This window comes from Citrobacter sp. LST-B2 (assembly GCF_057983045.1).
This window is the reverse complement of sequence record NZ_CP192598.1, coordinates 4,820,667-4,846,745: the sequence shown is the minus strand read 5'-3', so window position 1 is coordinate 4,846,745 and position 26,079 is coordinate 4,820,667. Positions and strand designations below refer to the sequence as shown.

Genomic DNA, 26,079 nt, shown 5'->3' with positions numbered 1-26,079 from the left:
CTTGTTGAAAAAAACAACAGGAGACAGGCATGTCGCTCTGGTTTTCACACCCTCTGTTTCTGCCCTCGTTGGTGGTGATTGTCACCATCCTGCTCTGGGCAACCTCGCTATTACCGGAATTTATCACTGCGCTGCTGTTCTTCACGGTGGCGATGGTGGCAAAAATCGCCCCACCGGACGTCATCTTTGGCGGCTTTGCCTCCTCGGCGTTCTGGCTGGTATTCAGCGGCTTTGTGCTGGGCGTGGCGATCCGCAAAACCGGACTGGCGGACAGGGCGGCAAGAGCGTTGTCATCACGGCTGACGGAATCCTGGCCGCTGATGGTCTCAAGCGTGGTGCTGCTGAGCTATGCACTGGCGTTTGTAATGCCCTCCAATATGGGACGTATCGCGCTGCTGATGCCCGTTGTTGCAGCGATGGCGAAGCGTGCCGGGATCCTCGATGGCACCCGTGCGTGGTATGGTCTGGCGCTTGCTGTGGGTTTTGGCACTTTTCAGCTTTCCGCCACCATTTTGCCTGCTAACGTGCCGAATCTCGTGATGAGCGGGGCGGCGGAAGGATCGTACGGTATCCACCTGAACTATCTGCCTTATCTGCTGCTGCATACGCCGGTATTAGGCTGGCTGAAAGGTGGACTGTTGGTTGCGCTGATCTGCTGGCTGTTTCCCGGAAAACCCCATGCACCACGTGAATTCTCACCACCGGAGCCAATGAGCCGCGACGAAAAACGACTGGCCTGGATGCTGGCAGTCGTGCTGGTGATGTGGGTCAGCGAAAGCTGGCATGGCATTGGCCCGGCGTGGACCGGGCTGGCGGCAGCGGTCATCACCCTGTTACCGCGTGTCGGGTTCATCAATGGAGAGGAGTTTTCCACGGGGGTTAACATCCGTACCTGCATTTATGTTGCCGGTATTCTTGGACTGGCGAGTGTAGTGACGCAAACCGGTATTGGCGATGCGGTCGGTGAAGCGCTGCTGCACGTGATGCCGCTGGATCCGGAGAAACCGTTCACCAGTTTTCTCGCCCTGACCGGCATCACCACTGCGCTTAACTTCATTATGACCGCCAACGGCGTTCCGGCGCTGTATACCACTCTGGCGCAGAGCTTTTCTGAGGCAACGCAATTCCCGCTGCTGTCGGTGATTATGATTCAGGTGCTGGGCTATTCAACGCCGCTACTGCCGTATCAGGCATCACCTATTGTGGTGGCGATGGCGTTAGGCAGGGTGCCAGCGAGAGCCGGGCTGCTCCTGTGTCTGGTGCTGGCGCTGACGACGTATCTGATCCTGCTGCCACTGGACTATGCATGGTTTAATCTATTAGGAAAATTGTAGTGTTAATTGCCTGATTATTTTAGTTTTGTGAGAGGGTGGTGAGTTTTACCTGCACGAATGACGGTTAATACTGAAACGCATACTTATGCGCAGGATACTCAAGGATTGAACCATGGATAGATTGACCCCCATTCGCGGTTGGCCCGCCATCATCTCGATGGTTATCACACTGACCATCTGGTTTATCATCCCTTGTCCTGCGGACGTGACGCCACAGGCATGGCATCTGCTGGCGCTGTTTATCGGTACGATTGCGGCCATTATCGGCAAAGCGATGCCCATCGGGGCGATTGCTGTTGTGGCGATCATGCTGGTGGCGATGACCGGTGTGACGAATCCCGGTAAGCCTGCGGCAGCGCTTAACGATGCGCTGAGTGGCTTTTCCAACCAACTGATTTGGCTGATTGGTTTATCGATCATGCTGTCGCAAAGCTTGCTGAAAACAGGACTTGGGGCGCGTATCGGCTACGGATTTATTGCGTTGTTTGGTAAGCGAACCTTAGGTATCGCGTGGGCATTAACCCTCGCGGAAACGCTGATTGCCCCCGTCACCCCAAGTAACACGGCACGCGGCGGCGGCATTATTCACCCGGTGATGCGCGCCATTGCCGACAGCCTTGGATCGCAGCCCGGCAATAGCGAAAATGGCTCAACGGGGCGCTATCTGGCGCTGGTGAATTACAACATTAACCCGATCAGTTCAGCGATGTTCATCACCGCAACCGCCCCTAACCCCCTCATTGTCACCTTTTTGTCCCAGGGAACGGATGGGGTACTGAATATGACCTGGGGGATGTGGGCCATTGCGGCGCTTCTTCCGGCGGTCGTTTCGCTGATTGTGATGCCCATCGTCATCTGGTGGCTCTATCCACCCGCCATTACCCGCACACCCAATGCGCCGCAGTTCGCCCGGCAAAAGCTGGATCTTCTCGGCCCACTGTCGCTGGCGGAAAAAATCACGCTGGCGGTGTTCATTTTGTTGCTCTGCCTGTGGGCTGGCGTTCCCGCGATGATCATGGGCAGCGGCTGGACCGTTAACCCCACCAGTGCGGCGCTGATCGGTTTATCGATTCTGTTGCTGACGGGGGTATTACACTGGGAGGACATCCTGAAGTGCCGCGGTGCCTGGGATACCATTGTCTGGTTTGCCGCGCTGGTGATGATGGCGGATTTCCTCAGCAAACTGGGACTGGTCGGCTGGCTTGCGACCAGTGTGGGGATGGCAATCAATCATCTTGGCGTCCACTGGAGTATTGCGACACTGCTGTTGATCCTGCTTTACGTCTACTCTCATTACTTTTTCGCCAGCACCACGGCGCATATCACGGCCATGTTCTCCGCCTTCTTCATCGCGGGGTTAGGTCTGGGCGCGCCACCGGCCCTGCTGGGGCTGATGCTCGGTTTCTCTTCTTCGCTGATGATGTCGCTCACCCACTACGGTACGGGCACTGCGCCGATTATTTTTGGCTCTGGCTATGCCACTCTGGCGGAATGGTGGAAGACGGGGCTAGTGATGAGTGTGGTAAACCTGACTATCTGGGCGGTGACAGGGGCTTTCTGGTGGCACTGGCTGGGATACTGGTAATACGGGGATAAGTCGGGGGAGAGGTCCCCCCGACTACACAACTTAAGCTTGTTTTGCTGCTTCAGCTGCTTTTACGATCACGGCGAAAGCGTCAGCTTTCAGAGAAGCACCGCCAACCAGCGCGCCGTCGATATCAGGCTGAGTGAACAGTTCTGCCGCGTTAGCTGCGTTTACGGAACCGCCGTACTGGATGATGACCTGCTCAGCAATTTTCGCGTCCGCTTTGGCAATATGATCACGGATAAATTTGTGAACAGCCTGTGCCTGCGCTGGCGTTGCGGATTTGCCGGTGCCGATTGCCCAAACCGGTTCGTAAGCGATAACTACGCCTTCGAATGCCGCAGCACCCTGTGTTTTCAGAACGGCGTCGATCTGACGTGCGCACACTTCTTCTGTTTTGCCCGCTTCGTTTTCAGCTTCGGTTTCACCGATGCACAGAACGGGAGTCAGACCCTGCTCTTTCAGCACAGCGAATTTTTTCGCGATCAGTTCGTCAGACTCTTTGTGGTAAGTACGACGCTCAGAGTGGCCGATGATGATGTACTGTGCGCCGATGTCTTTCAGCATTTCAGCACTTGTTTCACCGGTAAATGCGCCGGACAGGTTCAGGTCAACGTTCTGTGCGCCCAGGAGGATGTGGCTACCGGCCGCAGCATGTTTTGCCAGATCGATATACATTTCTGGCGGTGCGATCGCTACCGCACAGCCAGCGACGCCAGCCAGCTCTTTACGCAGGTTAGCAATCAGTTCGTTTACCATGTGGCGGCTGCCGTTCAGTTTCCAGTTACCCATCACTAAAGGATGTCGCATTTCTATTCTCCACGCTTTGTCAGCGAATTAAGGAAGATGGCCGCCCCGCAGGGCAGCATGGTCTGTGAAACAGTATAGAGATCACTCCCCGGAAAGGCTTTGCTTTTTATCATCAATTGGGCCTGTCCAGATTTTCAGATAACGCCAGCTTAATCGGTTCAACCGCGAAGGTCAGCCCCTTTTCGCCGTTATCTGCGACAACATAGCGAATTGCGCCTTCGGTCTCCGCGTAATAGCGCTTATTTTTCCCCGACGTAAGCAGCTTTTGCAGCTTTTTCTGGCTCTGCTCTTTGGTCAATAAGGGGGCGACCGTGCGGATCACTGCCGCCATATATTCCTGCGCTTTGGCTTTCGCCGCTTTCTGTTCCGGCCCCTGAATCGGCAGCCAGGTTATCTGCATGCTCTTAATCTTCAGCGTTCCGCGCTCAAGAGCGGTCGAGGCGTACAGGTTTTCATTTATTTTGCTGGCCGCACGGGTGAGGTTGGCTTTGTCGCGACTACTGTCGATGGCGCGGAATTCATTTAAGGTAAGCTTCGGATTTTGCGTATTAAAGTTTTCGCGAAACTGGCTGATCGAAAGGTCAAACGTGGGGGCACCGGCGAGTAAATACGGTGCGGTGGTGGCCGCCAATGGCTCAGCCGCCAGCGCCGGAGGGCTGGAGAGCATCGCAGAAAACAATAATAAAAACAGTGAACATCCTGGCTTCATCAATCTTACCTTTCGTTATGACTGTCCACGATTAAAACGATAACCGTCTGGCTTGTCAAAAGGGTAAACTGTCGAAGATAGTCATTTTAAAGGAACAGACATGACCCTACAGCAGTGGTTATTCTCATTTAAAGGGCGTATTGGACGCCGTGATTTCTGGATCTGGATTGCGCTGTGGATTGTCAGCATGGTGGTTCTGTTTTCGCTCGAGAGTCAAAAATTACTTCCCGATCAGATTGCTCCCTTTGCCCTAGTGTGTCTGCTCTGGCCGACGGCAGCGGTTACGGTGAAACGTCTGCACGATCGTGGGCGTTCGGGGCTGTGGGCGTTATTGATTATTCTTGCCTGGATGCTGTTAGCCGGTAACTGGGCTATTCTGCCGGGGATGTGGCAATGGGTGGTCGGACGGTTTGCGCCGACGCTTATCCTCATCATGACTCTTATCGACCTGGGGGCGTTTGTTGGCACCCAGGGCGAAAATAAATACGGTAAAGACACGCAGGATGTCGCGTTTAAATCAGCGCCCTGAACCGTATTACCAGTAATGCTCGGCGGTCATATGGCCTGGCCGGCGACGAAGGTGTTTCGTCATCTGCCGGGTCTCTTTCAGCAACTGCTGTGTGTCGCGAACCATTTGCGGATTTCCACACAGCATCACATGGCTGGTCTCTTTATCCATCGGTAAGCCTACCGCTTTTTCCAGTTCGCCACTTTCAATCAATGCCGGAATGCGGCCGGTCAGTGAACCCGCGACGGTCTCCCGGCTCACCACCGTCTGGATCCGCAGTTTGCCTTCGTAGCGCTTTTGCAGCGCCTGCATCAGCGGCAGGTAGCTTAAATCGGCGGCGTATCGTGCGGCGTGGACCAGTACCAGATTTTTGAAACGTTCGAGATCGTTACCCAGTTGCAGAATCGATAAATAGGGACCAATGGCGGTGCCGGTTGCCAGCATCCATAACGTGTCGCAGTCCGGTACTTCGTCAAGCACAAAGAAACCGGCTGCTTCGCTCACTACCTGTACTTCGTCGCCGGGCTTGAGTGCCGCCAGACGTGGGCTTAGCTTACCGTCAGGCACGGTGACCAGGTAAAACTCCAGATCGGGATTGTCAGGGGCATTCACATACGAGTAGGCACGCTGGACGCGCTCGCCGTCAATCTCAAGACCGAGTTTGGTAAATTGACCTGCGGTGAAGGGATGAACGGGGGCGTGAACGGTCAGACTAAACAGAGCATCAGTCCAGTTCTGTACCTTTGTGACTTTGCCTGTTACCCAATCTGCCATGGTTTTCTCCTGTACGGGTCTCGTTCCCTTATCTTCGTTCGTTGGCGGAAAGATTTCCAGCCCGGAGGGGCTGGAAGGCTCGAACGAACAAATCAGTTACAGGATGTGCGCCTGCACGTCCGGGTCTTTACGGTCGAGATAGTGGATCGACTGAATACGGCGGATGGTGCGTGACTTACCGCGGATCAGCAGCGTTTCGGTGGTCGCGATATTACCTTTACGGCTGATCCCTTCCAGCAGATCGCCTTTGGTGATGCCGGTTGCGGAGAAAATAACATTATCGCTGCGCGCCATTTCATCCAGACGCAGCGCTTTACCCGCCTCGATGCCCATTGCCTGGCAGCGTGCCAGCTCTTGTTCGCCAATGCGACGGTTCTCTTCGCTGTCGCCTTTGACATCATGACGAGCCAGCAGACGGCCCTGCATGTCGCCATCCAGTGCGCGGATCACCGCGGCGGACACCACGCCTTCCGGCGCACCGCCAATCCCGTACAGCACATCCACTTCGCTGTCCGGCATGCAGGTCAGAATGGACGCGGCAACATCGCCATCAGGAATCGCGAATACGCGCACGCCAAGCTTCGCCATCTCTGCGATCACGTCATCATGACGCGGTTTCGCCAGAATCGTCACCGTCAGTTCGCTCAGCGGTTTACCCAGCGCGTTGGCGACATTGCGCAGGTTCTCTTCCAGCGGCAGATTGAGATCGATGCTGCCTTTTGCGCCCGGTCCGACAATCAGCTTTTCCATATACATGTCAGGTGCGTTCAGGAAGCAACCCTTGTCACCCACGGCCAGAACGGCCAACGCGTTGGCCTGGCCCATCGCCGTCATTCGTGTGCCTTCAATGGGGTCGACGGCAATATCCACCGCGTCGCCGCGACCGGTACCGACTTTCTCACCGATGTAGAGCATCGGCGCTTCGTCGATCTCGCCTTCCCCGATCACGATGGTCCCGTCAATGTTGACCTGGTTTAGCATTATGCGCATGGCGTTAACCGCCGCGCCGTCGGCGGTGTTTTTGTCACCGCGTCCTAACCATTTGTAGCCAGCCAGCGCCGCCGCTTCGGTTACGCGGGAAAATTCGATGGCAAGTTCTCGTCTCATAGCAAACTCGTAGCAGAAAGGAATGGCGCGAAGTGTAGCACAGGGGAGAGGGGGAAATTATTGATATCAGAGGGTGAGTGTGCGGGGTTGTCCCCGCACCGTAATCTCATCCGTAGGCCGGATAAGACGCTTTCGCATCGTTATCCGGCAATTCGCGATTACTCTTCGTGGTCTTCCCACGCCAGCGCGCGTTTGACCGCTTTCTTCCAGCCGCTGTAACGGTAGTTACGCTCGGTGGTTTCGATGCCAGGGCGGAATTCACGTTCGATGACCGCTTTTTCCTGCAGTTCATCAAGGTTCTGCCAGAAACCGACTGCCAGACCGGCCAGGTAGGCCGCACCCAACGCCGTGACTTCACGCACTTCCGGACGCTCAACGCGCGTGCCAAGAATGTCAGACTGGAACTGCATCAGGAAGTTGTTGGCGACCGCGCCACCGTCCACGCGCAGGGCGTGCAGGCGAATGCCGGAGTCTGCCTGCATCGCTTCCAGTACGTCGCGGGTCTGGTAGGCAATAGATTCCAGCGTTGCACGGATGATGTGGTTGGCGTTCACACCACGGGTCAAACCGAAGATCGCGCCACGCGCATACGGGTCCCAGTACGGCGCGCCCAGGCCGGTGAAGGCGGGGACGACGTACACGCCGTTAGTGTCCTTCACTTTGGTCGCGAAATACTCGGAATCGAAGGCGTCGCTGATGAGCTTCATTTCATCACGCAGCCACTGAATAGAAGCGCCCGCCATAAACACAGCGCCTTCCAGCGCATAGTTCACTTCCCCGGTCGGGCCGCAGGCGATGGTGGTCAACAGGCCGTTTTCGGATTTCACCGCTTTTTCGCCGGTGTTCATCAGCATAAAGCAGCCGGTACCGTAGGTGTTTTTCGCCATCCCTTCCTTCACGCACAGCTGGCCGAACAGTGCAGCCTGCTGGTCACCGGCGATACCGGAGATCGGAATACGCGTGCCGCCTTTACCGCCGATGTTGGTCTGACCGTAGACCTCGGAAGAACGGCGCACTTCCGGCAGCATGGCGCGTGGAATATCCAGCGCATCCAGCATCTTGTCGTCCCAGTCCAGCGTGTGGATGTTGAAGAGCATGGTACGCGAGGCGTTGGTGTAATCCGTTACGTGTACGCGTCCCTGGGTCATTTTCCAGATAAGCCAGGTATCAACGGTACCGAACAGCAGTTCGCCGCGACGTGCGCGCTCACGAGAGCCTTCGACGTGGTCGAGGATCCACTTCACTTTGGTGCCGGAAAAATACGGGTCAATGACCAGACCCGTGTTATTGCGGATGTACTCTTCCATGCCATCGCGCTTCAGATGTTCGCAGATATCCGCGGTACGACGGCACTGCCAGACAATCGCATTATAGATAGGTTTACCGGTCTCACGTTCCCAGACGATGGTCGTTTCACGCTGGTTAGTAATCCCGATAGCTGCAATCTGATCGGAACTGATGTCCGCTTTCGCCAGGACTTCCACCAGGGTAGAGCTCTGCGTTGCCCAGATTTCCATCGGGTCGTGTTCTACCCAGCCTGCTTTCGGGTAGATCTGCTCAAATTCGCGCTGTGAGACGCTTACGATATTGGCATCATGATCCATCACGACGGCGCGGGAGCTGGTGGTTCCCTGGTCGAGCGCAACGATATATTTTTTCTCAGTCATAATTATTTGTCCCGTAGTCACATTACAGCGAAGCTTTTTGTTGTGAAGTGGTCGTGGTTTCCTTCTCTTCCACGGCACAGATATCGCACGGCAAATGGCGACCGATCAGCTTGCGATAGGCGAAAGCGCCCAAAATAGCACCAACGATGGGGCCAAACAGCGGCACCAGGAAGTAAGGAATATCTTTGCCACCGGTGAAGGCGACATTACCCCAGCCTGCAAGCCAGGCGAACGCTTTCGGACCGATGTCACGTGCCGGGTTCATCGCAAACCCGGTCAGTGGGCCCATGGATGCGCCGATAACCGCAATCAGTAAACCAATCAACAAAGGAGCCAGCGGGCCACGCGGTACACCGTTACCGTCATCAGTCAGCGCCAGAATAAGCCCCATCAGGATAGCGGTAATCACCATTTCAACCGCGAAGGCCTGCACAAAATTGATATGTGGGTTGGGATACGTTGAGAAAGTGCCGGCCAGATCAACACTCTCAATGCTGCCACGTACAATGTGGTGCGTTTGTTCGAAGTCGGCGAAAAGATTGTAGTAAAGCCCGTAAACTAACGCCGCTGCGCAAAAGGCACCGGCAAATTGAGAAAGGATAAAAGGAACAACTTTGCGCTTGTCGAAACACGCAAACAGCCACAACGCGATAGTGACTGCCGGGTTGAGATGTGCGCCAGACACCCCTGCGGTCAGGTAGATAGCCATGGCTACCCCCAATCCCCAGATGACGCTGATTTCCCACTGTCCAAAAGACGCACCCGCGACTTTAAGCGCAGCGACGCACCCCACACCGAAGAAAATCAACAACCCGGTACCGAGGAATTCAGCAATGCACTGGCCTTTTAAGGTTGATGTTTGACTCATAATCGGATCCTGAAGAGTTTAATGTTTATTGTATGCGAGGAGATCACTGACGTCCGCGATGCCCTGTAGGCACACTGTTAATTTATCGTTAACGAGCACAAACGAGAAATATCGAACTTAAAATGTGTGTACTCCGTCAATAAAATGAGCGTTTTCGCGCCATGAGGCGCGTTTTGTTATACAAAAATAGTGTGAGCTGAATCATTTCATTAACCAAAGCGTTAACACTTAAGGGTTAGGCCGTCGATGTCTGTAAGAGTCGACTGAAAAGTGTTGCAAACCGCAATCAGCGCGGGATGCCGCTGGACAGGGAGAGCGGGGCTTCATACAATCGGCACTATATATTGTGCGCGTTCACGTGAAGCGTCGCCTTGCAATTCAGGAGAGTATGACCATGTCTTTAGAAGTGTTTGAGAAACTGGAAGCAAAAGTACAGCAGGCGATTGATACCATCACCTTGTTGCAGATGGAAATTGAAGAGCTGAAAGAGAAGAACAGCTCGCTGGCGCAGGAAGTGCAATCTGCACAGCACAGCCGTGAAGAGCTCGAGCGCGAAAATCAGTCTCTGAAAGAACAGCAGAATGGCTGGCAGGATCGTTTGCAGGCATTGCTGGGCCGCATGGAAGAAGTCTAATCCTCGTCATCTTTCACGTTATGGCGGCGTTGGCTGCGCGTATTCACCCCGGTCACGTAGTTTACTACGCTCCTGGGGATTCATTCGCTTGCCGCCTTGCCCTAACGCGAAATCTTTAGAGGATTCCTGAGCAAGTAGCTTGTAGGCCGGATAAGGCGCAAGCCGCCATCCAGTAGCCCGCGATAACCAATAAAAAAGGCACCTTACGGTGCCTTTTTCGATCACTCGATATCGAGCGGGTCTTCGGAGAGGATGATTCCGGTGTTATCGGCGTACAGATGGTCGCCGGAGAAGAAGGTCACGCCGCCGAAATTGACGCGGACATCGCTTTCCCCAATCCCTTCGCCTGCTGCACCTACCGGAATCGCGGCAATCGCCTGAATGCCGATGTCCAGCTCTTCCAGATCGTCTACCTGACGCACCGCGCCGTAGATGACCAGGCCTTCCCATTCATTTTGTACAGCCAGACGCGCCAGTTCGGCGTCGACCAGCGCACGACGGACAGAACCGCCGCCATCGACCAGCAGAATGCGACCACGGCCATTTTGTTCGAGCAGATCGTACAGCAACCCGTTGTCCTCGAAACATTTCACCGTGACGATTTGTCCGCCAAACGACGACCGTCCTCCAAAGTTAGAGAACAGTGGTTCCACGACGTTGACATCTTCTTGATAGATGTCACAAAGCTCGGAAGTATCGTATTTCATAGGCTTAACGTTCAGTTGCTGCGAGAATTTTTAGTATATCGCGCTATGCGTACTGTTGGCAAAATCATCAATTGTTAATTGATATTTGTCAGTTATCTCGCCCACTGACTTAAGAAAATCCCGACAACAAACAGCAGGTTAGTCAGCAACGCGGCTTTTACCGTACGTTCAAGCATAGGGCGCATCGCTGCTGGTTCCATCTGGCGCATCACGTAACGCGCCTGTTTTACCAGTACCGGTGCGGCCAGCAGGAACAACCAACCCCACGGACTTTGCAGCGAAAGCAGGTTAAACAGCGCCAGGCAGATCAGCGTGCCTATCAACAAGCAAGCGTGGTAACGACGGGCATTTACGGCGCCGAGGCGGACAACCAGCGTGTTCTTGCCGTTTTCCCGGTCACTGTTGATATCGCGCAGGTTATTGATGTTAAGCACGGCGGTGGCCAGCAGACCGCAGGCGGTAGCTGGAAGGATTAACGCCGGGATCAGTGTATGCGCCTGCAGATACCAACTCCCCATCACGCTCAGCCAGCCAAAGAAGACCAGCACGGAAATATCGCCCAGACCGATGTAGCCATAAGGACGATTGCCCACGGTATAGGTGATGGCGGCAATGATCGACAGTACGCCAAGCACCAGGAAGCCGACAAAATCCGCCGGCGTGCGGCACGCCACCGCAACCAGCGACAGACCGGACACGCAAATGAGTACCACGGTGATGATCAGCGCGCGCTTCATCTCCTGTTGGGTGATCACCCCTTTTTGCATCCCACGCAGCGGCCCAATGCGATCCGGCTTATCACTGCCTTTAACGGCATCACCATAGTCGTTGGCGAGATTTGACAGGATTTGCAGAAGCCCTGCCGTAATGAGCGCCAGCAAGGCGACCAGCGGATCAAAATATCCCTGCCACCATGCCAGGGCAGTACCGACGATGATCGCCGCGAAGGCGAGCGGTAGAGTCTTGGGTCGTAAACTTTCCAGCCAGGCCTGGGAGCGGCTAATTTGTTGTTGTTCAGTCATATTTAGCGCCAATAAAAATGGGGCCTTTCAGCCCCATCAACAATGATGAAAATGCAGTGAACGCGATTATAGGATAAAACGGCTCAGATCTTCATCTGCGACCAGCGCATCCAGATGTTTGCTCACATAATCCGCATCAATTGTTATGCTTTGACCGTTCAAATCGCTCGCATCATAGGAAATATCTTCCATCAGACGCTCCAGAACGGTGTGCAGACGACGGGCACCGATGTTTTCGGTGGTCTCGTTAACCTGCCATGCTGCTTCAGCAATACGCTTGATACCGGATTCCGTAAACTCAATGTTGACGCCTTCGGTCGCCATTAGCGCTTTGTACTGCACGGTAACAGAAGCGTTAGGTTCCGTCAGAATACGTTCGAAGTCGCTGGTAGTCAGCGCCTGCAGCTCTACGCGAATCGGCAGACGACCCTGCAGTTCCGGGATCAGATCGGACGGTTTTGCCACCTGGAATGCGCCAGAGGCGATAAACAAAATGTGGTCGGTTTTGACCATACCGTGTTTGGTCGAGACGGTGCAGCCTTCAACCAGCGGCAGCAGGTCGCGCTGTACGCCTTCACGGGACACGTCCGGACCCGAGGATTCGCCGCGCTTACAGATTTTGTCGATTTCGTCGATAAACACGATCCCATGCTGCTCAACGGCGTCGATAGCTTCCTGTTTCAGCTCTTCCGGGTTCACCAGTTTGGCCGCTTCTTCTTCAATCAGCAGCTTCATCGCGTCTTTGATTTTCAGCTTACGCGCTTTCTGCTTCTGTCCACCCAGGTTCTGGAACATGGACTGCAGTTGGCTGGTCATCTCTTCCATTCCCGGAGGCGCCATGATTTCCACGCCCATCGGTGCGGCGGCAAGATCGATCTCGATTTCTTTATCGTCGAGCTGGCCTTCACGCAGTTTTTTACGGAACGCCTGACGCGCAGCGGACGGTTCAGACTGTTGCTCCGCCTGGCCCCAGTTATTTTTCGCCGGTGGGATCAGCACATCAAGAATGCGCTCTTCTGCCATCTCTTCCGCACGATAGCGGTTCTTTTCGATCGCCTGGACGCGAACCATTTTAATGGCGGCATCGGTCAGATCGCGGATGATAGAGTCGACTTCTTTACCGACATAACCCACTTCGGTGAATTTTGTTGCTTCCACTTTAATGAACGGCGCGTTGGCAAGCTTTGCCAGACGACGGGCGATTTCGGTTTTACCGACACCGGTTGGGCCGATCATCAGAATGTTTTTCGGTGTAACTTCATGGCGCAGCTCTTCGTCGAGCTGCATGCGGCGCCAGCGGTTACGCAGTGCAATCGCCACGGAACGCTTGGCGTTATCCTGGCCGATGATGTGCTTGTTCAGTTCGCTGACGATTTCGCGTGGGGTCATTTCAGACATGGGAGATCCTTACGCTTTAGACGGTAATTCTTCAATGGTATGGAAATGGTTGGTGTAAATGCAGATATCACCTGCAATATCCAACGCTTTTTCAGCAATGTCGCGAGCGCCGAGCTCGGTGTTTTCCAGCAGAGCACGTGCCGCAGCCTGGGCGTAGGGACCGCCGGAGCCGATGGCAATCAGATCGTTTTCCGGCTGCACGACGTCACCGTTACCGGTGATGATGAGGGAGGCGGTTTCATCCGCGACCGCCAACAGCGCTTCAAGTTTGCGCAGCATGCGATCGGTACGCCAGTCTTTCGCCAGCTCAACGGCGGCTTTAACCAGATGTCCCTGATGCATTTCCAGCTTGCGCTCAAACAGTTCGAACAGCGTGAACGCATCCGCCGTACCGCCCGCAAAGCCAGCAATGACTTTGTCGTTGTACAGACGACGCACTTTCTTCACGTTGCCTTTCATGACGGTGTTACCCAGTGTGGCCTGACCATCACCGGCGATAACCACCTGGCCGTTACGGCGTACGCTTACTATTGTTGTCACGAGCAGACCCCTTGGTTACAAATGCAGAATACAAGCCCCGCATGGTGTGCGGGGCATAATGCAAGTATAGATGGGGGGGATTTTGGGGGTTTCAACCCCCGGAGGCGAGTCGAATACAGTTTGTGTGACCTGCCATCTTCAGACGGCTAATGGTGCTGTCGGCATTCTCTTTGCCTTTCACCGGCCCGATGACCACGCGGTTCCAGCCATTATTGGTGGTGATTTTGGAGTCAAAGCCTTCGAAAGCTAACTGTGCACGCACGGTTTCTGCCTGTTCTGCGCCTTTAAACGATCCACATTGTACCATCCAGCGACGTTCGTCTTTCTTCTCTGTCGTCGGCTTCGGCGCCTCTGGCACGCGCTCAACCGGTGCGGCTGGCTGTGTTTTTGGCTGCGATGCCGTGGTGTGTGCCGGGGTCTGCAGCAGATCCTGGTACGGTTGCGACGTCGCAGCGGGTTTCTGCGTCTGCGTGGCAGGCTTCGACGGCTGCTGCACTGGCGCCGTTTGCGCAGTACGCGTTTGCGTCTGTGGCTGCGTACGCGGCTGTTGAACCGGCGGCGTGCTGTTCCACTGCTGCTGTTGCTCAACCTGACGTTGCTGAGCCTGGCGCTGCAACGTTTGCTGACGTTGTGCCGGTGTCTGCTCGTTCCACGGCACTTCGTTGAGCTGCGTCGGTTGCTGGCGCATGTCGGCCTGCATTTGCGCAAGTAACTGACGCTGTTCTTCAGTCAGTTGATCCGGCTTCATGACTTCACCACCGGCTGACGGTTCTGTGGGCGCACGTACGCCCGGCTGACGGCTTTCCAGCTCTTTAATATAGCGCCAGCGCTCTTCCGGCTTTGGCGGCAGCCCGTTGCCGGTCACTTTCTGACCCTGCAACGTTTCGGATTCTTCTTTTTTATGATGCGTAATGAAGTACAGACCACCGATAAAGGCCACAAGCACGGCGGCGGCAATGGCGACCATTGCGGGCGATACCGCAGACGTGTTGCGTTGCTTTTTCCGTGAGGTGCTCTTTTTGCGCCGCGAAGGTGCCGGTTGGCCGCGACGTACATAATCTCGTTGTGCCACTATCGTTTCGCTGTATTGATTCGTTCGTCAGCCCGCCATGTTACTTAAGCGGCGGGCCTTTGACCAGACACGGTGTCTGAAAGGTTTACGTTAAGGCGCGCGTCGTACCCCGAAGGATTAACTCACAATCCATTAAACGCGAGCCGCTGTTGACATTTTGCCCCTGAATTTGGTCAAGCAGCAACAGCATCGCTTCGCGACCAATTTCGAAACGCGGTTGCGCAACGGTGGTCAGCGGCGGATCGCAAAACTCCGCCAGGGCGATGTTGTCGAAACCAATAATCGACAGGTCATCCGGGACGTTGATGCCCTGGCGTTTGGCCCATGAGAGAGCGCCAAGCGCCATGACATCGCTATGACAGAATACCGCTGTCGGTGGTTGCGGCAAGTCGAACAGTTGTTTAAGCGCATTGCCGCCAGCTTCGTAGGTAAAATCCCCACGGGCGATATAGTGCGGATCAACGGTAATACCGCAACGACGCAGCGCCTGCACGTAGCCCTGCAAGCGGTAATGACACAGCGGCATTTCTTCCGGCCCGGCAATACAGCCAATGCGCTGATGTCCCAGCTCATGCAGGTAGTTCACGGCATTGAAGGCGGCGGTCAGGTTATCGATATGGACGGTAGGCAGTTCCAGTTCCGGCGCAAACTCGTTCGCCATCACCATCGGCGGCAGATTGCGCTGCTCTTCAATACTGGCGTCAAACGGCAGACGAGAGCCCAGCAGCAGCATGCCATCAATTTGCTTGGTGATGATCAAATTGACGAAGGTTTTTTCCTGCTGGTTCTGATGCGCACAATCGCCGATCAGCACCAGATAGCCATGACTGGCGGCGGTGACCTCGATCCCACGGATCAGTTCGCTAAAGAAGGGATCGCAAATATCCGGAACAATCACCAGGATGGTTCGCGATTCATTACGTTTAACGTTGCGTCCCGCCGCCTGCGGTAAATACCCGACCTCTACAGCTGCCTGTTCAACCCGGTTTCGGGTGGACTGAGAGACTTTATCCGGGTTCATTAGCGCGCGAGACACGGTTGCCGTTGAGACTTTCGCCTTCATGGCAACATCTTTCATTGTAGCGGCAGCAACCTGCTTATTCGGTTTCACTCTTTCTCCTCGCCTGGGAAATCCGGCGCAGCACAATCCCTGTTTAAATTCACATCGGAAACATTTTTATCAGATAGCGAATGGAAACGGTTACAGAATTTTCATAAAAAGTGTGATGGGTGTTAAATTTTACGATCCGCCTCGCATCGTGAGGGGGTTATCCCTCAATAGGATCGACATCCAGCACCCATTTCACCTTGCGTGAATCCGGTAAGGTATTGATGAGCGCGAGCGTTCCGCTGACGATATGTTGCAAACGAATTCGTGATGGATGTTGCAATAAAATCTGCCAGCGATAGCGTCCGCCGCGCTTCGGCGCCAGCGCCGGAACGGGGCCTAACACCCAGAGCTTGTCATCTGCCAGCGGGCTGGCCTGGATCAGATTACGCAGCTGCTGCAAAAACAGTGAAGCCTGCTGATTATTATGATCTTCAGCACGCACGATGACGTGGCTGGTCCACGGCGGCAGTTGCATCGTTTGGCGTTCGGCCAGCGCCTGTTCGGCAAACGCGTCATAGCCTTTATGCAACAGAGTTTGCAGCAGCGGATGTTCCGGATGGTGAGTCTGCAAAACCACTTCCCCCTGTTTGCCTGCGCGTCCTGCGCGTCCGGACACCTGAGTATAAAGTTGGGCAAAGCGCTCCGCCGAGCGGAAGTCTGCGGAGAACAACGCGCCATCCACATCCAGCAGCGCAACCAGCGTCACATCAGGGAAGTGGTGACCTTTTGCCAGCATCTGGGTGCCGATCAGGATCCTTGCGCCGCCGCGATGGACTTCCGCCAGATGTTGCTCAAGCGATCCTTTTCGGCTGGTGGTGTCGCGGTCAATGCGGGAAATCGGCACGCCGGGAAAGAAGGGGGCTAAGGCTTGTTCAAGCTGCTCGGTGCCTAACCCGACCGGCACCATATGCGTGGAGCCGCAGGAGGGGCACTGACGCGGCACCGGGCGCTGACTGTCGCAGTGGTGGCAGCGCAAGTGGTGCTGCGCCTGGTGCAGGGTGTAGTAGTGATCGCAACGCGGACACTCTGCAATCCAGCCGCAGTCGTGGCAAAGCAACGCAGGCGCAAAACCCCGGCGGTTGAGGAATAAAATTACCTGGTTATCGGCCTGTAAATGCTGGCGCATACGGGCGATTAACGCCGGTGCCAGGCCTGCCTGTACCTGTTGACCTTTTAAATCGAGTACATGCTGAGTGGCGGGGCGTGCGTTTCCGGCACGACGCGTCAGGCGCAGCATGCGGTATTTTTTCTGCCTGACATTGCAAAGCGTCTCAAGCGCCGGCGTTGCCGAACCGAGGATAATCGGGATGCGTTCACTATGGGCGCGCCAGACCGCCAGATCGCGGGCATGGTAGCGCCAGCCTTCCTGCTGTTTATAGGAACTGTCGTGTTCTTCATCGATCACGATCACGCCAAGATTTTTAAACGGTGTAAATAAGGAGGAACGGGTGCCAATGACGATCGCGGCTTCGCCGTTTTTCGCCTTCAGCCAGGCAGAGAGGCGTTCGCTGTCGTTGAGAGCGGAGTGCAGCACTTCCACCGGCGCGTTGAAACGTTCGCGAAAGCGGGCGATGGTTTGCGGCGTCAGGCCAATTTCCGGCACCATTACCAGCGCCTGTTTACCCTGCGCGAGGACGTTTTCCAGTACGCTCAGGTAAACTTCGGTTTTACCTGAGCCTGTCACCCCGGCCAGCAGCCAGGCGGAGAAACTGTCTGACGCACTGTGAATGGCGCCAACGGCGGTGGCCTGTTCGGTGTTCAGGCGCAGACGTTCGCCGCAGACCGCGTAATTTGTGCGCCAGTCGCTAAAACCAGGCGTTTCGCTCGCCAGTTCGCACAAGCCTTTTTTACGCAGCGCCTGAAGCGCGCCATCGTTGAATTCGAGAGCAGCCACCTGATCGCGCCAGATTTTCCCCTGCCGTAACGCAGCCAGCGCCTGCTGCTGTTTGGGGGAACGCTTCAGGCTATTGAGATCAATGGCCTGACCCTCTTCGGTGGCAAACCAGTACCACATTGGCGCGTTGGTAGCAGGTTTCCCCTGACGCAACAGGATGGGCAGAGCGTGGAACAGCACATCGCCGATGGGATGATGATAATAATCCGCCGCCCAGATCAGCAGACGCCAGACAGAGGTCGAAAAGAGCGGTTCATCATCCAGCACGTCAACGATCGCTTTCAGTTCATTCAGCGGCAGCTCGCTTTTGTCGCTGACCGAAACCACGATCCCGACGCGCTCTTGCTGTTTGCCAAACGGCACGCGCACGCGACATCCTGCCTTGACGCTGCTCATGCCTTCCGGCAGAAGATAGTCAAAGGTGCGGGGAAGCGGAACGGGTAAGGCAACGCGCGCTACGGGCATAAATCGTCCTGACTTGAAATCTGGCGGGTTAGTATACACATTAGTCGTGGGTGACGAGCGAATCAGTTTGCATGAGTGGGCTAATTTCTGTATGATTCGCCGCCTTTGATGCAAATTGATTGTGTCAAACTATACTATCAACATCGCGTGGTGTCTGGCGTTAGGGCTGGAAGAGCGACGCGGCCTTAAACTGAGGTTTCCCATGAAAAAAGATATTCACCCGAAATACGAAGAAATTACTGCTACCTGTTCTTGCGGTAACGTCATGAAAATCCGCTCTACCGTTGGTCACGATCTGAACCTGGACGTGTGCGGTAAATGCCACCCGTTCTACACTGGCAAACAGCGTGACGTTGCAACCGGTGGCCGTGTTGACCGCTTCAACAAGCGTTTCAACATCCCGGGCAGCAAATAAGTTTCAGCTGTCAAAAAAAAGCGCCGACTGGCGCTTTTTTTGTCTCTGAAATTTATCTGTTCCATATATATCATTAATGTCTTGAATAAATAACGCCACGGCAAATTGAAATGGTGTTTTTAATTTATCGATAAATTGTTTCTGTTGGTGATGTCTGTCTCTCTTATCTTCCTTTTTTTGCCATGATTTTTATTTGCTGGCAAAATTTAAAAGGTTTTAACTTTCCCACTTAAATAAACTTCACTTCGTAATATAAAATTATCCTTGTTTTCATCATTGCATTTTTATCGTTGTGATGTTGATAAGGTCAGATTGTTTTTGATGTATTCTATTGAGAGGGATTGCTATGAAGCGTGGATATGCGTTATTACTTATTCCAATATTATCTGGAGCCGCTCATGCTGGCTACGTAGATTATCGTCATGAATATTATGACGACGGACGTAACTATGACCGTGTTTATATGTCCCATCGTTTTGCCAGTGGATTTGGCGTTGCGGTAGAAGCGATTTCGCGCTCTGATGATTCGGATCCAAAACATCCGGTTAATAACATGGAGACGAACGGTAACGAGTACACGGCCAGTTACCAGTTCACCTGGCAAGACCTTGTCTGGCAACCGGGACTGGCGATAGAAACAGATGAAGGTCAGGCAATCTATAAGCCGTACTTGCGTGTGCAATATAATATCAATGATAGCTGGTGGACGGCATTCCGCTATCGTTTTGAGTATACTCGTCGCAATTCAGAAGGCAGAGATGATCGAATGGTTTATCGCCCGGAGGCCTGGTTGGGCTATAACCTTCATGACTGGATGTTTGAACTGAACGGTATTTATAAAATCGCAGACAGTGAAGATTTATATAATAATAAAAAAGAAGACTATGAACTTAACTTTCGCGTTGCCTATAAAATAGGTTCCTGGATCCCTTTTGCTGAAGTGGGTAACGTCTCTTCCGGCTATAATACAGCGACAACCGACGATCGTCAGACACGTTATCGTATTGGTATTGGTTATACTTTCTGATTAATAAATTCTTCTCTATGACATATTCCTGTGCGGTAAGCGTATTTTTTTTTTTTTTGCCGCGCGTACTTCATGCTTAATAATCAGGGAATCCAGATGAATAAGCGAAAAATAGGTCTTGTGAATTACCTCGCCTATGGCTCAGGTGATTGTCTTGGCGCAGGGACAACCGCGCTGACTGCGGCATGGTTATTATATTTTTTCACCACCTTTTGCGGATTAACACCAATAGAGGCGACGTTTATTTTTGCGATGGCGAGAATTTTGGATGCGGTGGTCAGTCCGCTGATGGGATATCTGACGGATAGCTTTGGCAATACGTGGTTGGGAAAACGATTTGGTCGACGGAAGTTCTTTATTTTACTGGGTATTCCCTGCGTTTTCTCCTATAGCCTGATGTGGATGGAGGGAATGAGCTACTGGTATTATCTGGCCGCCTATCTGTTGTTCGACGTGGTCTACACCATGATTTTGGTGCCTTATGAAACGCTGGTTCCGGAAATGACCGACGACTTCAGGCAGAAAACGAAGTTTTCCGGGGCGCGTATCGCGATGGCGCAACTGTCAGCGATCCTGGCGGCTTTTTTACCCGGTATTTTGCTGAACCATTTTGGTAAGGACAATGCCATCTCCTTCTTTTACGCCAGCCTGGTGTTCGCCATTATGTGTGCCGTGGTGCTGACTTTCGTCTGGATCTTTACCTGGGAACGTGAACGTAGTGCGGAAGAGCTGGCGGTGCAGGCGCAAAAGCTGACTCTGGGGCAGAGTCTGCATCGCCTGGTGATTGAGCTGAGCTCAACGTTTCGCATTCGAATTTTTCGTCTGCATCTCGGGATGTATCTCGGCGGCTATATTGCGCAGGACGTTTTTAACGCCGTGTTTACCTATTACGTGGTGTTCGTGCTGATGCAAAGCCCAACGCTGGCGTCCAATCTCATGGGGACGATGGCGATCCTGCAGTTTATCGCCGTGATGGCGATGATCCCGCTGTGTATCCGTTTTGGCCCGGCGCCGTCGTATCGTGTGGTGGTGCTGCTGTTTGGTCTGGGCGCGCTGTCATACTCCGCACTGTACTATAGCGGGATGAGCGACAATTCGGCGCTGTTGCTGCTGATTTCCGCGGTGGCCGGTCTGGGGCGCGGCGGCATCAATTATATCCCGTGGAACATTTATACCTATATTGCGGATGTGGATGAGGTCATCACCGGACAGCGTCGCGAGGGGATATTTGCGGGCATCATGACCCTGACTCGCAAAGCGTCTCAGGCCGGTGCCGTAATGTTGGTCGGCATTGTGATGCAGTATTCCGGTTTTGTCTCAGGACAGGCCACTCAGGTGCCGGGTGTCAGCCATACCATCATGCTGATTCTGAGTTTCGGTACGGTGGCGGTGCTCTGCATGGGATTCCTGGTTTCACTGCGTTTTCGATTAAACCTGAAAACGCACAAAGTACTGCGCGAAGAGACACTGAAAATGCGTCAGGCCGGAGGGATTACCCCGGACGCGATCACACCTCAGGCGCGCCAGACCGTGGAGATGCTGGCTGGTATGCCGTACGAACAGCTGTGGGGAAACAATACGATTGGTTATGTAAACCAGCAGAAGGCGCAGTACCATCAGCCAGCCTGATCCGAGAGAGCCAAACCGATAATCACCATGAAAAAAAGCAGAAGCGTGGCTTCTGCTCTTTTCTGCATCAATATTCCCACGTCTCCGGGTCGATGCCCAGTTCGCGCATAATTTCTTTCGCCGCTTCCGGGATTTCATCGCTACGCTCTTTGCGCAGGTCTGCATCGTTTGGCAGGGGTTGTCCGGTAAAAGCATGCAGAAACGCTTCACACAGCAGCTCGCTGTTGGTGGCGTGACGCAGGTTGTTCACCTGACGACGCGTGCGTTCATCGGTGAGGATTTTTAACACCTTCAGAGGAATGGAAACCGTAATTTTCTTTACTTGCTCACTCTTCTTACCGTGCTCAGCGTATGGGCTGATATATTCGCCGCTCCATTCAGCCATGAGATACCTTAATCCTCTTCGTCATTAATATGGGGCAAGACCATACTATTAGTATGCCTACTCGCCGTAATTCCGCATAGTTTACCGTACAGGCGATACCGTGACACGGATTAAGCACCTGTAGTTGTGCGCTAATGCAGATAATTTTAACGGCTATTTCCAGTTTGCTCAATCTATACGCAAAGAAGTTTAGATGTCCAGATGTATTGACGTCTATTGTGAACCTGTTTACTCTGGGACCTGACTTTTCATCGACTCAGCTCAGGAACACCCTAACATGACGCGTAAACAGGCCACCATCGCAGTGCGTAGCGGGTTAAATGACGACGAACAGTACGGTTGCGTCGTTCCGCCGATTCACCTTTCCAGTACCTATAATTTTACCGGTTTTAATGAGCCGCGCGTCCATGACTACTCCCGTCGCGGTAACCCGACGCGCGATGTGGTTCAGCGTGCGCTGGCCGAACTGGAAGGCGGTGCGGGTGCGGTACTGACCAATACCGGTATGTCGGCGATTCATCTGGTGACGACCGTGTTCCTGAAGCCCGGAGATCTGCTGGTTGCGCCACATGACTGCTACGGCGGCAGCTACCGCCTGTTTGACAGCCTGGCGAAGCGCGGATGCTATCGCGTGCACTTTGTCGATCAGGGAGATGAGCAGGCGTTGCAGGCCGCGCTGGCAGAAAAACCTAAACTGGTGCTGGTAGAAAGTCCGAGTAATCCGCTGTTACGCGTGGTGGATATTGCGAAAATCTGTCAACTGTCACGTGAAGCCGGGGCCGTCAGCGTTGTCGATAACACTTTTTTAAGCCCGGCGCTGCAAAATCCGCTGGCATTGGGCGCCGATCTGGTGTTGCATTCATGCACGAAATATCTGAATGGTCACTCTGACGTCGTGGCGGGCGTGGTGATAGCCAAAGATCCGAAAATCGTCACCGAACTGGCCTGGTGGGCGAATAATATCGGCGTGACCGGCAGCGCGTTTGACAGCTACCTGCTGCTGCGCGGGCTGCGTACGCTGTCGCCGCGCATGGAAGTGGCGCAGCGTAATGCACAGGCGATCGTCGATTACCTGCAAACCCAGCCGCTGGTGAAAAAGCTGTATCATCCGTCGCTGCCAGAAAATCAGGGGCATGACATTGCCGCGCGGCAGCAGAAAGGCTTTGGCGCAATGTTGAGTTTTGAACTGGATGGCGATGAGCAGACGCTGCGTCGTTTCCTGAGTGGGCTGTCGTTGTTTACGCTGGCGGAATCTTTAGGGGGAGTGGAAAGCTTAATCTCTCACGCCGCAACGATGACGCATGCTGGCATGGCGCCAGAAGCGCGTGCGGCCGCCGGGATCTCCGAGACGCTGCTGCGTATCTCCACGGGTATTGAAGATGGCGAAGATTTAATTGCCGACCTGGAAAATGGCTTCCGGGCTGCAAACAAGGGGTAAACATGAGTGTGATTGCGCAGGCAGGGGCGAAGGGTCGTCAACTGCACAAATTTGGTGGTAGTAGTCTGGCTGACGTGAAGTGTTATCTGCGCGTCGCGGGCATCATGGCGGAATACTCACAGCCTGACGACATGATGGTGGTTTCCGCTGCGGGCAGTACGACCAACCAACTGATCAGTTGGCTGAAATTAAGTCAGACCGATCGCCTCTCTGCGCATCAGGTACAACAGACCCTGCGACGCTATCAGTGTGAACTGATTAGCGGCTTGCTTCCCGCCGACGTGGCGGAGGCATTAACCAGCCTGTTTATCAGCGATCTGGAACGTCTGGCCAATCTGCTGGACAGCGGCGTGAATGACGCCGTTTATGCGGAAGTCGTGGGCCACGGTGAAGTATGGTCAGCGCGTCTGATGTCGGCTGTGCTCAATCAGCAGGGCATGGAGTCGGCCTGGCTGGATGCACGTGAATTCTTACGCGCTGAGCGCGCTGCGCAACCGCAGGTGGATGAAGGGCTTTCTTACCCGCTATTACAGCAACTGCTGATCCAGCATCCGCAGAAACGTCTGGTCGTGACCGGTTTTATCAGTCGTAGTAATGCGGGTGAAACAGTGCTGCTGGGCCGTAATGGTTCTGACTACTCCGCCACGCAGATTGGCGCGCTGGCGGGCGTTTCCCGCGTTACCATCTGGAGTGACGTGGCCGGGGTTTACAGCGCTGACCCGCGTAAAGTCAAAGATGCCTGCCTGCTGCCGCTGCTGCGTCTGGATGAAGCCAGCGAGCTGGCGCGTCTGGCGGCACCGGTTCTGCACGCCCGTACGCTGCAGCCGGTTTCCGGCAGCGATATTGATCTCCAGTTGCGCTGTAGTTATACGCCAGATCAAGGCTCCACGCGCATTGAACGTGTATTAGCTTCCGGGACCGGTGCGCGTATCGTGACCAGCCATGATGACGTCTGCCTGATTGAATTTCAGGTCCCTGCCAGCCAGGACTTTAAGCAGGCGCATAAAGATATCGATCAGGTCCTCAAGCGTGCACAGGTGCGTCCGCTGGCCGTTGGCGTCCATACCGATCGTCATCTGCTGCAATTCTGCTATACCTCCGAAGTGGCCGACAGCGCCTTGCGAATCCTCGATGAAGCCGGTCTGCCGGGTGAACTGCGATTGCGTCAGGGGCTGGCGCTGGTGGCGATGGTGGGCGCAGGCGTCACCCGTAACCCGCTGCACTGCCATCGTTTCTGGCAACAGTTGAAGGGACAGCCGGTAGAATTTACCTGGCAGTCGGAAGAGGGCATCGGCCTGGTGGCCGTACTGCGTACCGGCCCAACGGAGAGCCTGATTCAGGGTCTGCATCAGTCCATATTCCGCGCTGAAAAACGCATCGGCCTGGTGCTTTTCGGCAAGGGCAACATCGGCTCCCGCTGGCTTGAGCTGTTTGCCCGCGAGCAGAGCACGCTCTCGGCGCGTACCGGATTTGAATTTGTGCTGGCCGGGGTGGTGGATAGCCGTCGCAGCCTGCTGAACTACGAAGGGCTGGACGCCAGCCGGGCGCTGGCGTTCTTCAATGATGAAGCCATTGAACAGGATGAAGAGTCGCTGTTCCTGTGGATGCGCGCACACCCGTATGACGATCTGGTGGTGCTGGATGTGACCGCGAGCGAACAGCTGGCGGATCAGTATCTCGACTTTGCCAGCCACGGTTTTCACGTCATCAGCGCCAACAAGCTGGCTGGGGCGAGCACCAGCAATAAGTATCGCCAGATCCACGACGCGTTTGATAAGACCGGGCGCCACTGGCTGTATAACGCGACCGTGGGTGCGGGGTTGCCGATCAACCACACCGTGCGCGATCTGATCGACAGCGGCGACACCATCCTGTCGATCAGCGGGATCTTCTCCGGCACGCTGTCCTGGCTGTTCCTGCAGTTTGATGGCTCTGTGCCGTTTACCGATCTGGTGGATCAGGCCTGGCAACAGGGACTGACGGAGCCGGATCCGCGCGTTGACCTGTCGGGTAAAGATGTGATGCGCAAGCTGGTGATTCTGGCACGCGAAGCAGGCTATGACATCGAGCCGGATCAGGTCCGCGTTGAGTCGCTGGTTCCCGCGCATTGTGAAGAAGGCTCAATCGACCACTTCTTTGAGAATGGCGATGAGCTGAACGATCAGATGGTGCAGCGTCTGGAAGCGGCCCGTGAAATGGGGCTGGTACTGCGCTATGTGGCGCGTTTCGACGCCAATGGCAAAGCGCGTGTTGGCGTGGAAGCGGTTCGCCCGGAGCATCCGCTGGCAGCGCTGCTGCCGTGCGATAACGTCTTTGCTATCGAAAGCCGCTGGTATCGCGATAACCCGTTAGTGATCCGCGGGCCCGGTGCCGGGCGTGACGTCACTGCCGGGGCGATTCAGTCGGATATTAACCGTCTGGCGCAGCTGCTGTAGTTTTTTGCCGGATGGCGCAGTGCGCTTATCCGGCCGATGGTTCGGGCGTAATTCAGGCCGGATAAGATGCTTCAGCATCCTGTCCGGCGTGTTACCGACCAGCAAACACCTCTTTTGCGGCGAACAGACCGTTCAGCGCCGCCGGGAAACCGGCATACACTGCCATCTGTATCATGACCTCAATAATCTCCTCCTGCGTTAACCCGACATGCAGCGCGGCAGCAATGTGAACCTTCAACTGCGGTGCGGCGTTGCCCAGTGCGGTTAAGGCGGCGACGGTGGCGATTTCCCGACTGCGTAAATCCAGTCCGGGGCGGGAATAAATGTCGCCAAAAGGAAACTCAATCAGATAGCGAGCGAAGTCGGGAGCGATGTCCTTCAGGCTCTCGACGACGGCATCGCCGCCTTTGCCATCAACCTGCTGTAGCATGTTCTGACCGGTGATAAAGCGTTCTGAATGCATAGTGTCTTCCTCATCTGTTAGTGATGACGTGAGGATAGGGTGGGTGGAATGATTTGGATAATACCGTTTCCGTGATACCTTT

At 54.6% G+C, this 26,079-nt stretch carries 24 protein-coding genes; 9 read left to right on the top strand and 15 right to left on the bottom strand.

The genetic code is table 11. The annotated features are described in order from the left end of the window. Positions 1 to 29: 29 nt before the first annotated feature. The gene (locus ACQ0PY_RS23310; RefSeq protein WP_109739655.1) at positions 30 to 1,334 is read left to right on the top strand and encodes an SLC13 family permease; all 1,305 of its coding nucleotides are present in this window, start codon (positions 30 to 32) and stop codon (positions 1,332 to 1,334) included. Between the two features lie 112 nt (positions 1,335 to 1,446). Beyond that, on the top strand, positions 1,447 to 2,919 hold the full coding sequence (locus tag ACQ0PY_RS23305; RefSeq protein ID WP_042998917.1) for a DASS family sodium-coupled anion symporter: 1,473 nt from the start codon (positions 1,447 to 1,449) through the stop codon (positions 2,917 to 2,919). Between the two features lie 42 nt (positions 2,920 to 2,961). Here ACQ0PY_RS23305 and tpiA read toward each other — a convergent pair whose 3' ends face one another. After that, on the bottom strand, positions 2,962 to 3,729 hold the full coding sequence (gene tpiA, locus ACQ0PY_RS23300) for a triose-phosphate isomerase (protein WP_042325562.1): 768 nt from the start codon (positions 3,727 to 3,729) through the stop codon (positions 2,962 to 2,964). Positions 3,730 to 3,841: 112 nt separating this feature from the next. Continuing rightward, a complete protein-coding gene (locus ACQ0PY_RS23295; protein ID WP_044328380.1) occupies positions 3,842 to 4,438 on the bottom strand; it encodes a YiiQ family protein in 597 nt (198 codons plus the stop codon). A gap of 100 nt (positions 4,439 to 4,538) precedes the next feature. Here ACQ0PY_RS23295 and ACQ0PY_RS23290 point away from each other — a divergent pair, with 100 nt between their 5' ends. Next, complete coding sequence (locus tag ACQ0PY_RS23290) at positions 4,539 to 4,967, top strand: DUF805 domain-containing protein (RefSeq protein ID WP_042998919.1); 429 nt, start codon at positions 4,539 to 4,541, stop codon at positions 4,965 to 4,967. A 6-nt stretch (positions 4,968 to 4,973) separates the two neighbouring features. Here ACQ0PY_RS23290 and fpr read toward each other — a convergent pair whose 3' ends face one another. The 4 genes from fpr to glpF form a co-directional block, all read right to left on the bottom strand. Then, positions 4,974 to 5,720: a ferredoxin--NADP(+) reductase gene (gene fpr / locus ACQ0PY_RS23285; protein ID WP_044257466.1), complete on the bottom strand. Its 747-nt coding sequence runs from the start codon at positions 5,718 to 5,720 to the stop codon at positions 4,974 to 4,976. A gap of 96 nt (positions 5,721 to 5,816) precedes the next feature. Next, complete coding sequence (gene glpX, locus ACQ0PY_RS23280) at positions 5,817 to 6,827, bottom strand: class II fructose-bisphosphatase (protein WP_042998921.1); 1,011 nt, start codon at positions 6,825 to 6,827, stop codon at positions 5,817 to 5,819. A gap of 158 nt (positions 6,828 to 6,985) precedes the next feature. Beyond that, on the bottom strand, positions 6,986 to 8,494 hold the full coding sequence (glpK, locus tag ACQ0PY_RS23275) for a glycerol kinase GlpK (RefSeq protein WP_044257467.1): 1,509 nt from the start codon (positions 8,492 to 8,494) through the stop codon (positions 6,986 to 6,988). Positions 8,495 to 8,516: 22 nt separating this feature from the next. Beyond that, on the bottom strand, positions 8,517 to 9,362 hold the full coding sequence (gene glpF / locus ACQ0PY_RS23270) for a glycerol uptake facilitator protein GlpF (RefSeq protein ID WP_042998923.1): 846 nt from the start codon (positions 9,360 to 9,362) through the stop codon (positions 8,517 to 8,519). A 388-nt stretch (positions 9,363 to 9,750) separates the two neighbouring features. On the opposite strand from glpF, the gene zapB reads away from it, so the two are divergent. Further along, entirely contained in the window at positions 9,751 to 9,996 is a 246-nt protein-coding gene (gene zapB, locus ACQ0PY_RS23265; RefSeq protein ID WP_090050665.1) for a septal ring assembly protein ZapB, read from the top strand. A 221-nt stretch (positions 9,997 to 10,217) separates the two neighbouring features. Here the strand turns inward: zapB and rraA are convergent, their stop codons facing one another. From rraA to priA, 7 genes are all read right to left on the bottom strand, one after another. Then, positions 10,218 to 10,703, bottom strand: a complete 486-nt coding sequence (rraA, locus tag ACQ0PY_RS23260) for a ribonuclease E activity regulator RraA (RefSeq protein WP_042998924.1) — start codon at positions 10,701 to 10,703, stop codon at positions 10,218 to 10,220. Between the two features lie 92 nt (positions 10,704 to 10,795). Beyond that, the gene (gene menA / locus ACQ0PY_RS23255; protein WP_042998925.1) at positions 10,796 to 11,725 is read right to left on the bottom strand and encodes a 1,4-dihydroxy-2-naphthoate polyprenyltransferase; all 930 of its coding nucleotides are present in this window, start codon (positions 11,723 to 11,725) and stop codon (positions 10,796 to 10,798) included. Between the two features lie 66 nt (positions 11,726 to 11,791). After that, a complete protein-coding gene (gene hslU, locus ACQ0PY_RS23250; protein WP_044257468.1) occupies positions 11,792 to 13,123 on the bottom strand; it encodes an ATP-dependent protease ATPase subunit HslU in 1,332 nt (443 codons plus the stop codon). Positions 13,124 to 13,132: 9 nt separating this feature from the next. Beyond that, positions 13,133 to 13,663 (bottom strand): ATP-dependent protease subunit HslV, encoded by a 531-nt coding sequence (gene hslV, locus ACQ0PY_RS23245; RefSeq protein ID WP_044257469.1) that lies wholly within the window; start codon positions 13,661 to 13,663, stop codon positions 13,133 to 13,135. A gap of 91 nt (positions 13,664 to 13,754) precedes the next feature. After that, a complete protein-coding gene (ftsN, locus tag ACQ0PY_RS23240; RefSeq protein WP_042998927.1) occupies positions 13,755 to 14,735 on the bottom strand; it encodes a cell division protein FtsN in 981 nt (326 codons plus the stop codon). An 85-nt stretch (positions 14,736 to 14,820) separates the two neighbouring features. Further along, entirely contained in the window at positions 14,821 to 15,846 is a 1,026-nt protein-coding gene (gene cytR, locus ACQ0PY_RS23235) for a DNA-binding transcriptional regulator CytR (RefSeq protein WP_044257471.1), read from the bottom strand. Positions 15,847 to 16,003: 157 nt separating this feature from the next. Continuing rightward, a complete protein-coding gene (priA, locus tag ACQ0PY_RS23230) occupies positions 16,004 to 18,205 on the bottom strand; it encodes a primosomal protein N' (protein WP_054176970.1) in 2,202 nt (733 codons plus the stop codon). A gap of 202 nt (positions 18,206 to 18,407) precedes the next feature. Between priA and rpmE the strand changes: the two genes are divergently transcribed. From rpmE to ACQ0PY_RS23215, 3 genes are all read left to right on the top strand, one after another. After that, complete coding sequence (gene rpmE, locus ACQ0PY_RS23225; protein ID WP_042325590.1) at positions 18,408 to 18,620, top strand: 50S ribosomal protein L31; 213 nt, start codon at positions 18,408 to 18,410, stop codon at positions 18,618 to 18,620. Positions 18,621 to 18,966: 346 nt separating this feature from the next. Beyond that, positions 18,967 to 19,647, top strand: a complete 681-nt coding sequence (locus tag ACQ0PY_RS23220) for an oligogalacturonate-specific porin KdgM family protein (RefSeq protein ID WP_042998930.1) — start codon at positions 18,967 to 18,969, stop codon at positions 19,645 to 19,647. Between the two features lie 96 nt (positions 19,648 to 19,743). Further along, positions 19,744 to 21,276 (top strand): MFS transporter, encoded by a 1,533-nt coding sequence (locus tag ACQ0PY_RS23215; protein ID WP_109739605.1) that lies wholly within the window; start codon positions 19,744 to 19,746, stop codon positions 21,274 to 21,276. Between the two features lie 67 nt (positions 21,277 to 21,343). On the opposite strand, the gene metJ is transcribed toward ACQ0PY_RS23215, so the two are convergent. Next, a complete protein-coding gene (gene metJ, locus ACQ0PY_RS23210) occupies positions 21,344 to 21,661 on the bottom strand; it encodes a met regulon transcriptional regulator MetJ (RefSeq protein ID WP_042325599.1) in 318 nt (105 codons plus the stop codon). 277 nt (positions 21,662 to 21,938) lie between these two features. On the opposite strand from metJ, the gene metB reads away from it, so the two are divergent. Both metB and metL read left to right on the top strand, forming a co-directional pair. Then, positions 21,939 to 23,099 (top strand): cystathionine gamma-synthase, encoded by a 1,161-nt coding sequence (metB, locus tag ACQ0PY_RS23205; protein WP_109739604.1) that lies wholly within the window; start codon positions 21,939 to 21,941, stop codon positions 23,097 to 23,099. 2 nt (positions 23,100 to 23,101) lie between these two features. Then, a complete protein-coding gene (gene metL / locus ACQ0PY_RS23200) occupies positions 23,102 to 25,534 on the top strand; it encodes a bifunctional aspartate kinase/homoserine dehydrogenase II (RefSeq protein ID WP_109739603.1) in 2,433 nt (810 codons plus the stop codon). Between the two features lie 91 nt (positions 25,535 to 25,625). On the opposite strand, the gene ACQ0PY_RS23195 is transcribed toward metL, so the two are convergent. Beyond that, positions 25,626 to 25,997, bottom strand: coding sequence for a carboxymuconolactone decarboxylase family protein (locus tag ACQ0PY_RS23195; RefSeq protein ID WP_109739602.1), 372 nt, complete (start codon positions 25,995 to 25,997; stop codon positions 25,626 to 25,628). Between the last annotated feature and the right edge of the window lie 82 nt (positions 25,998 to 26,079).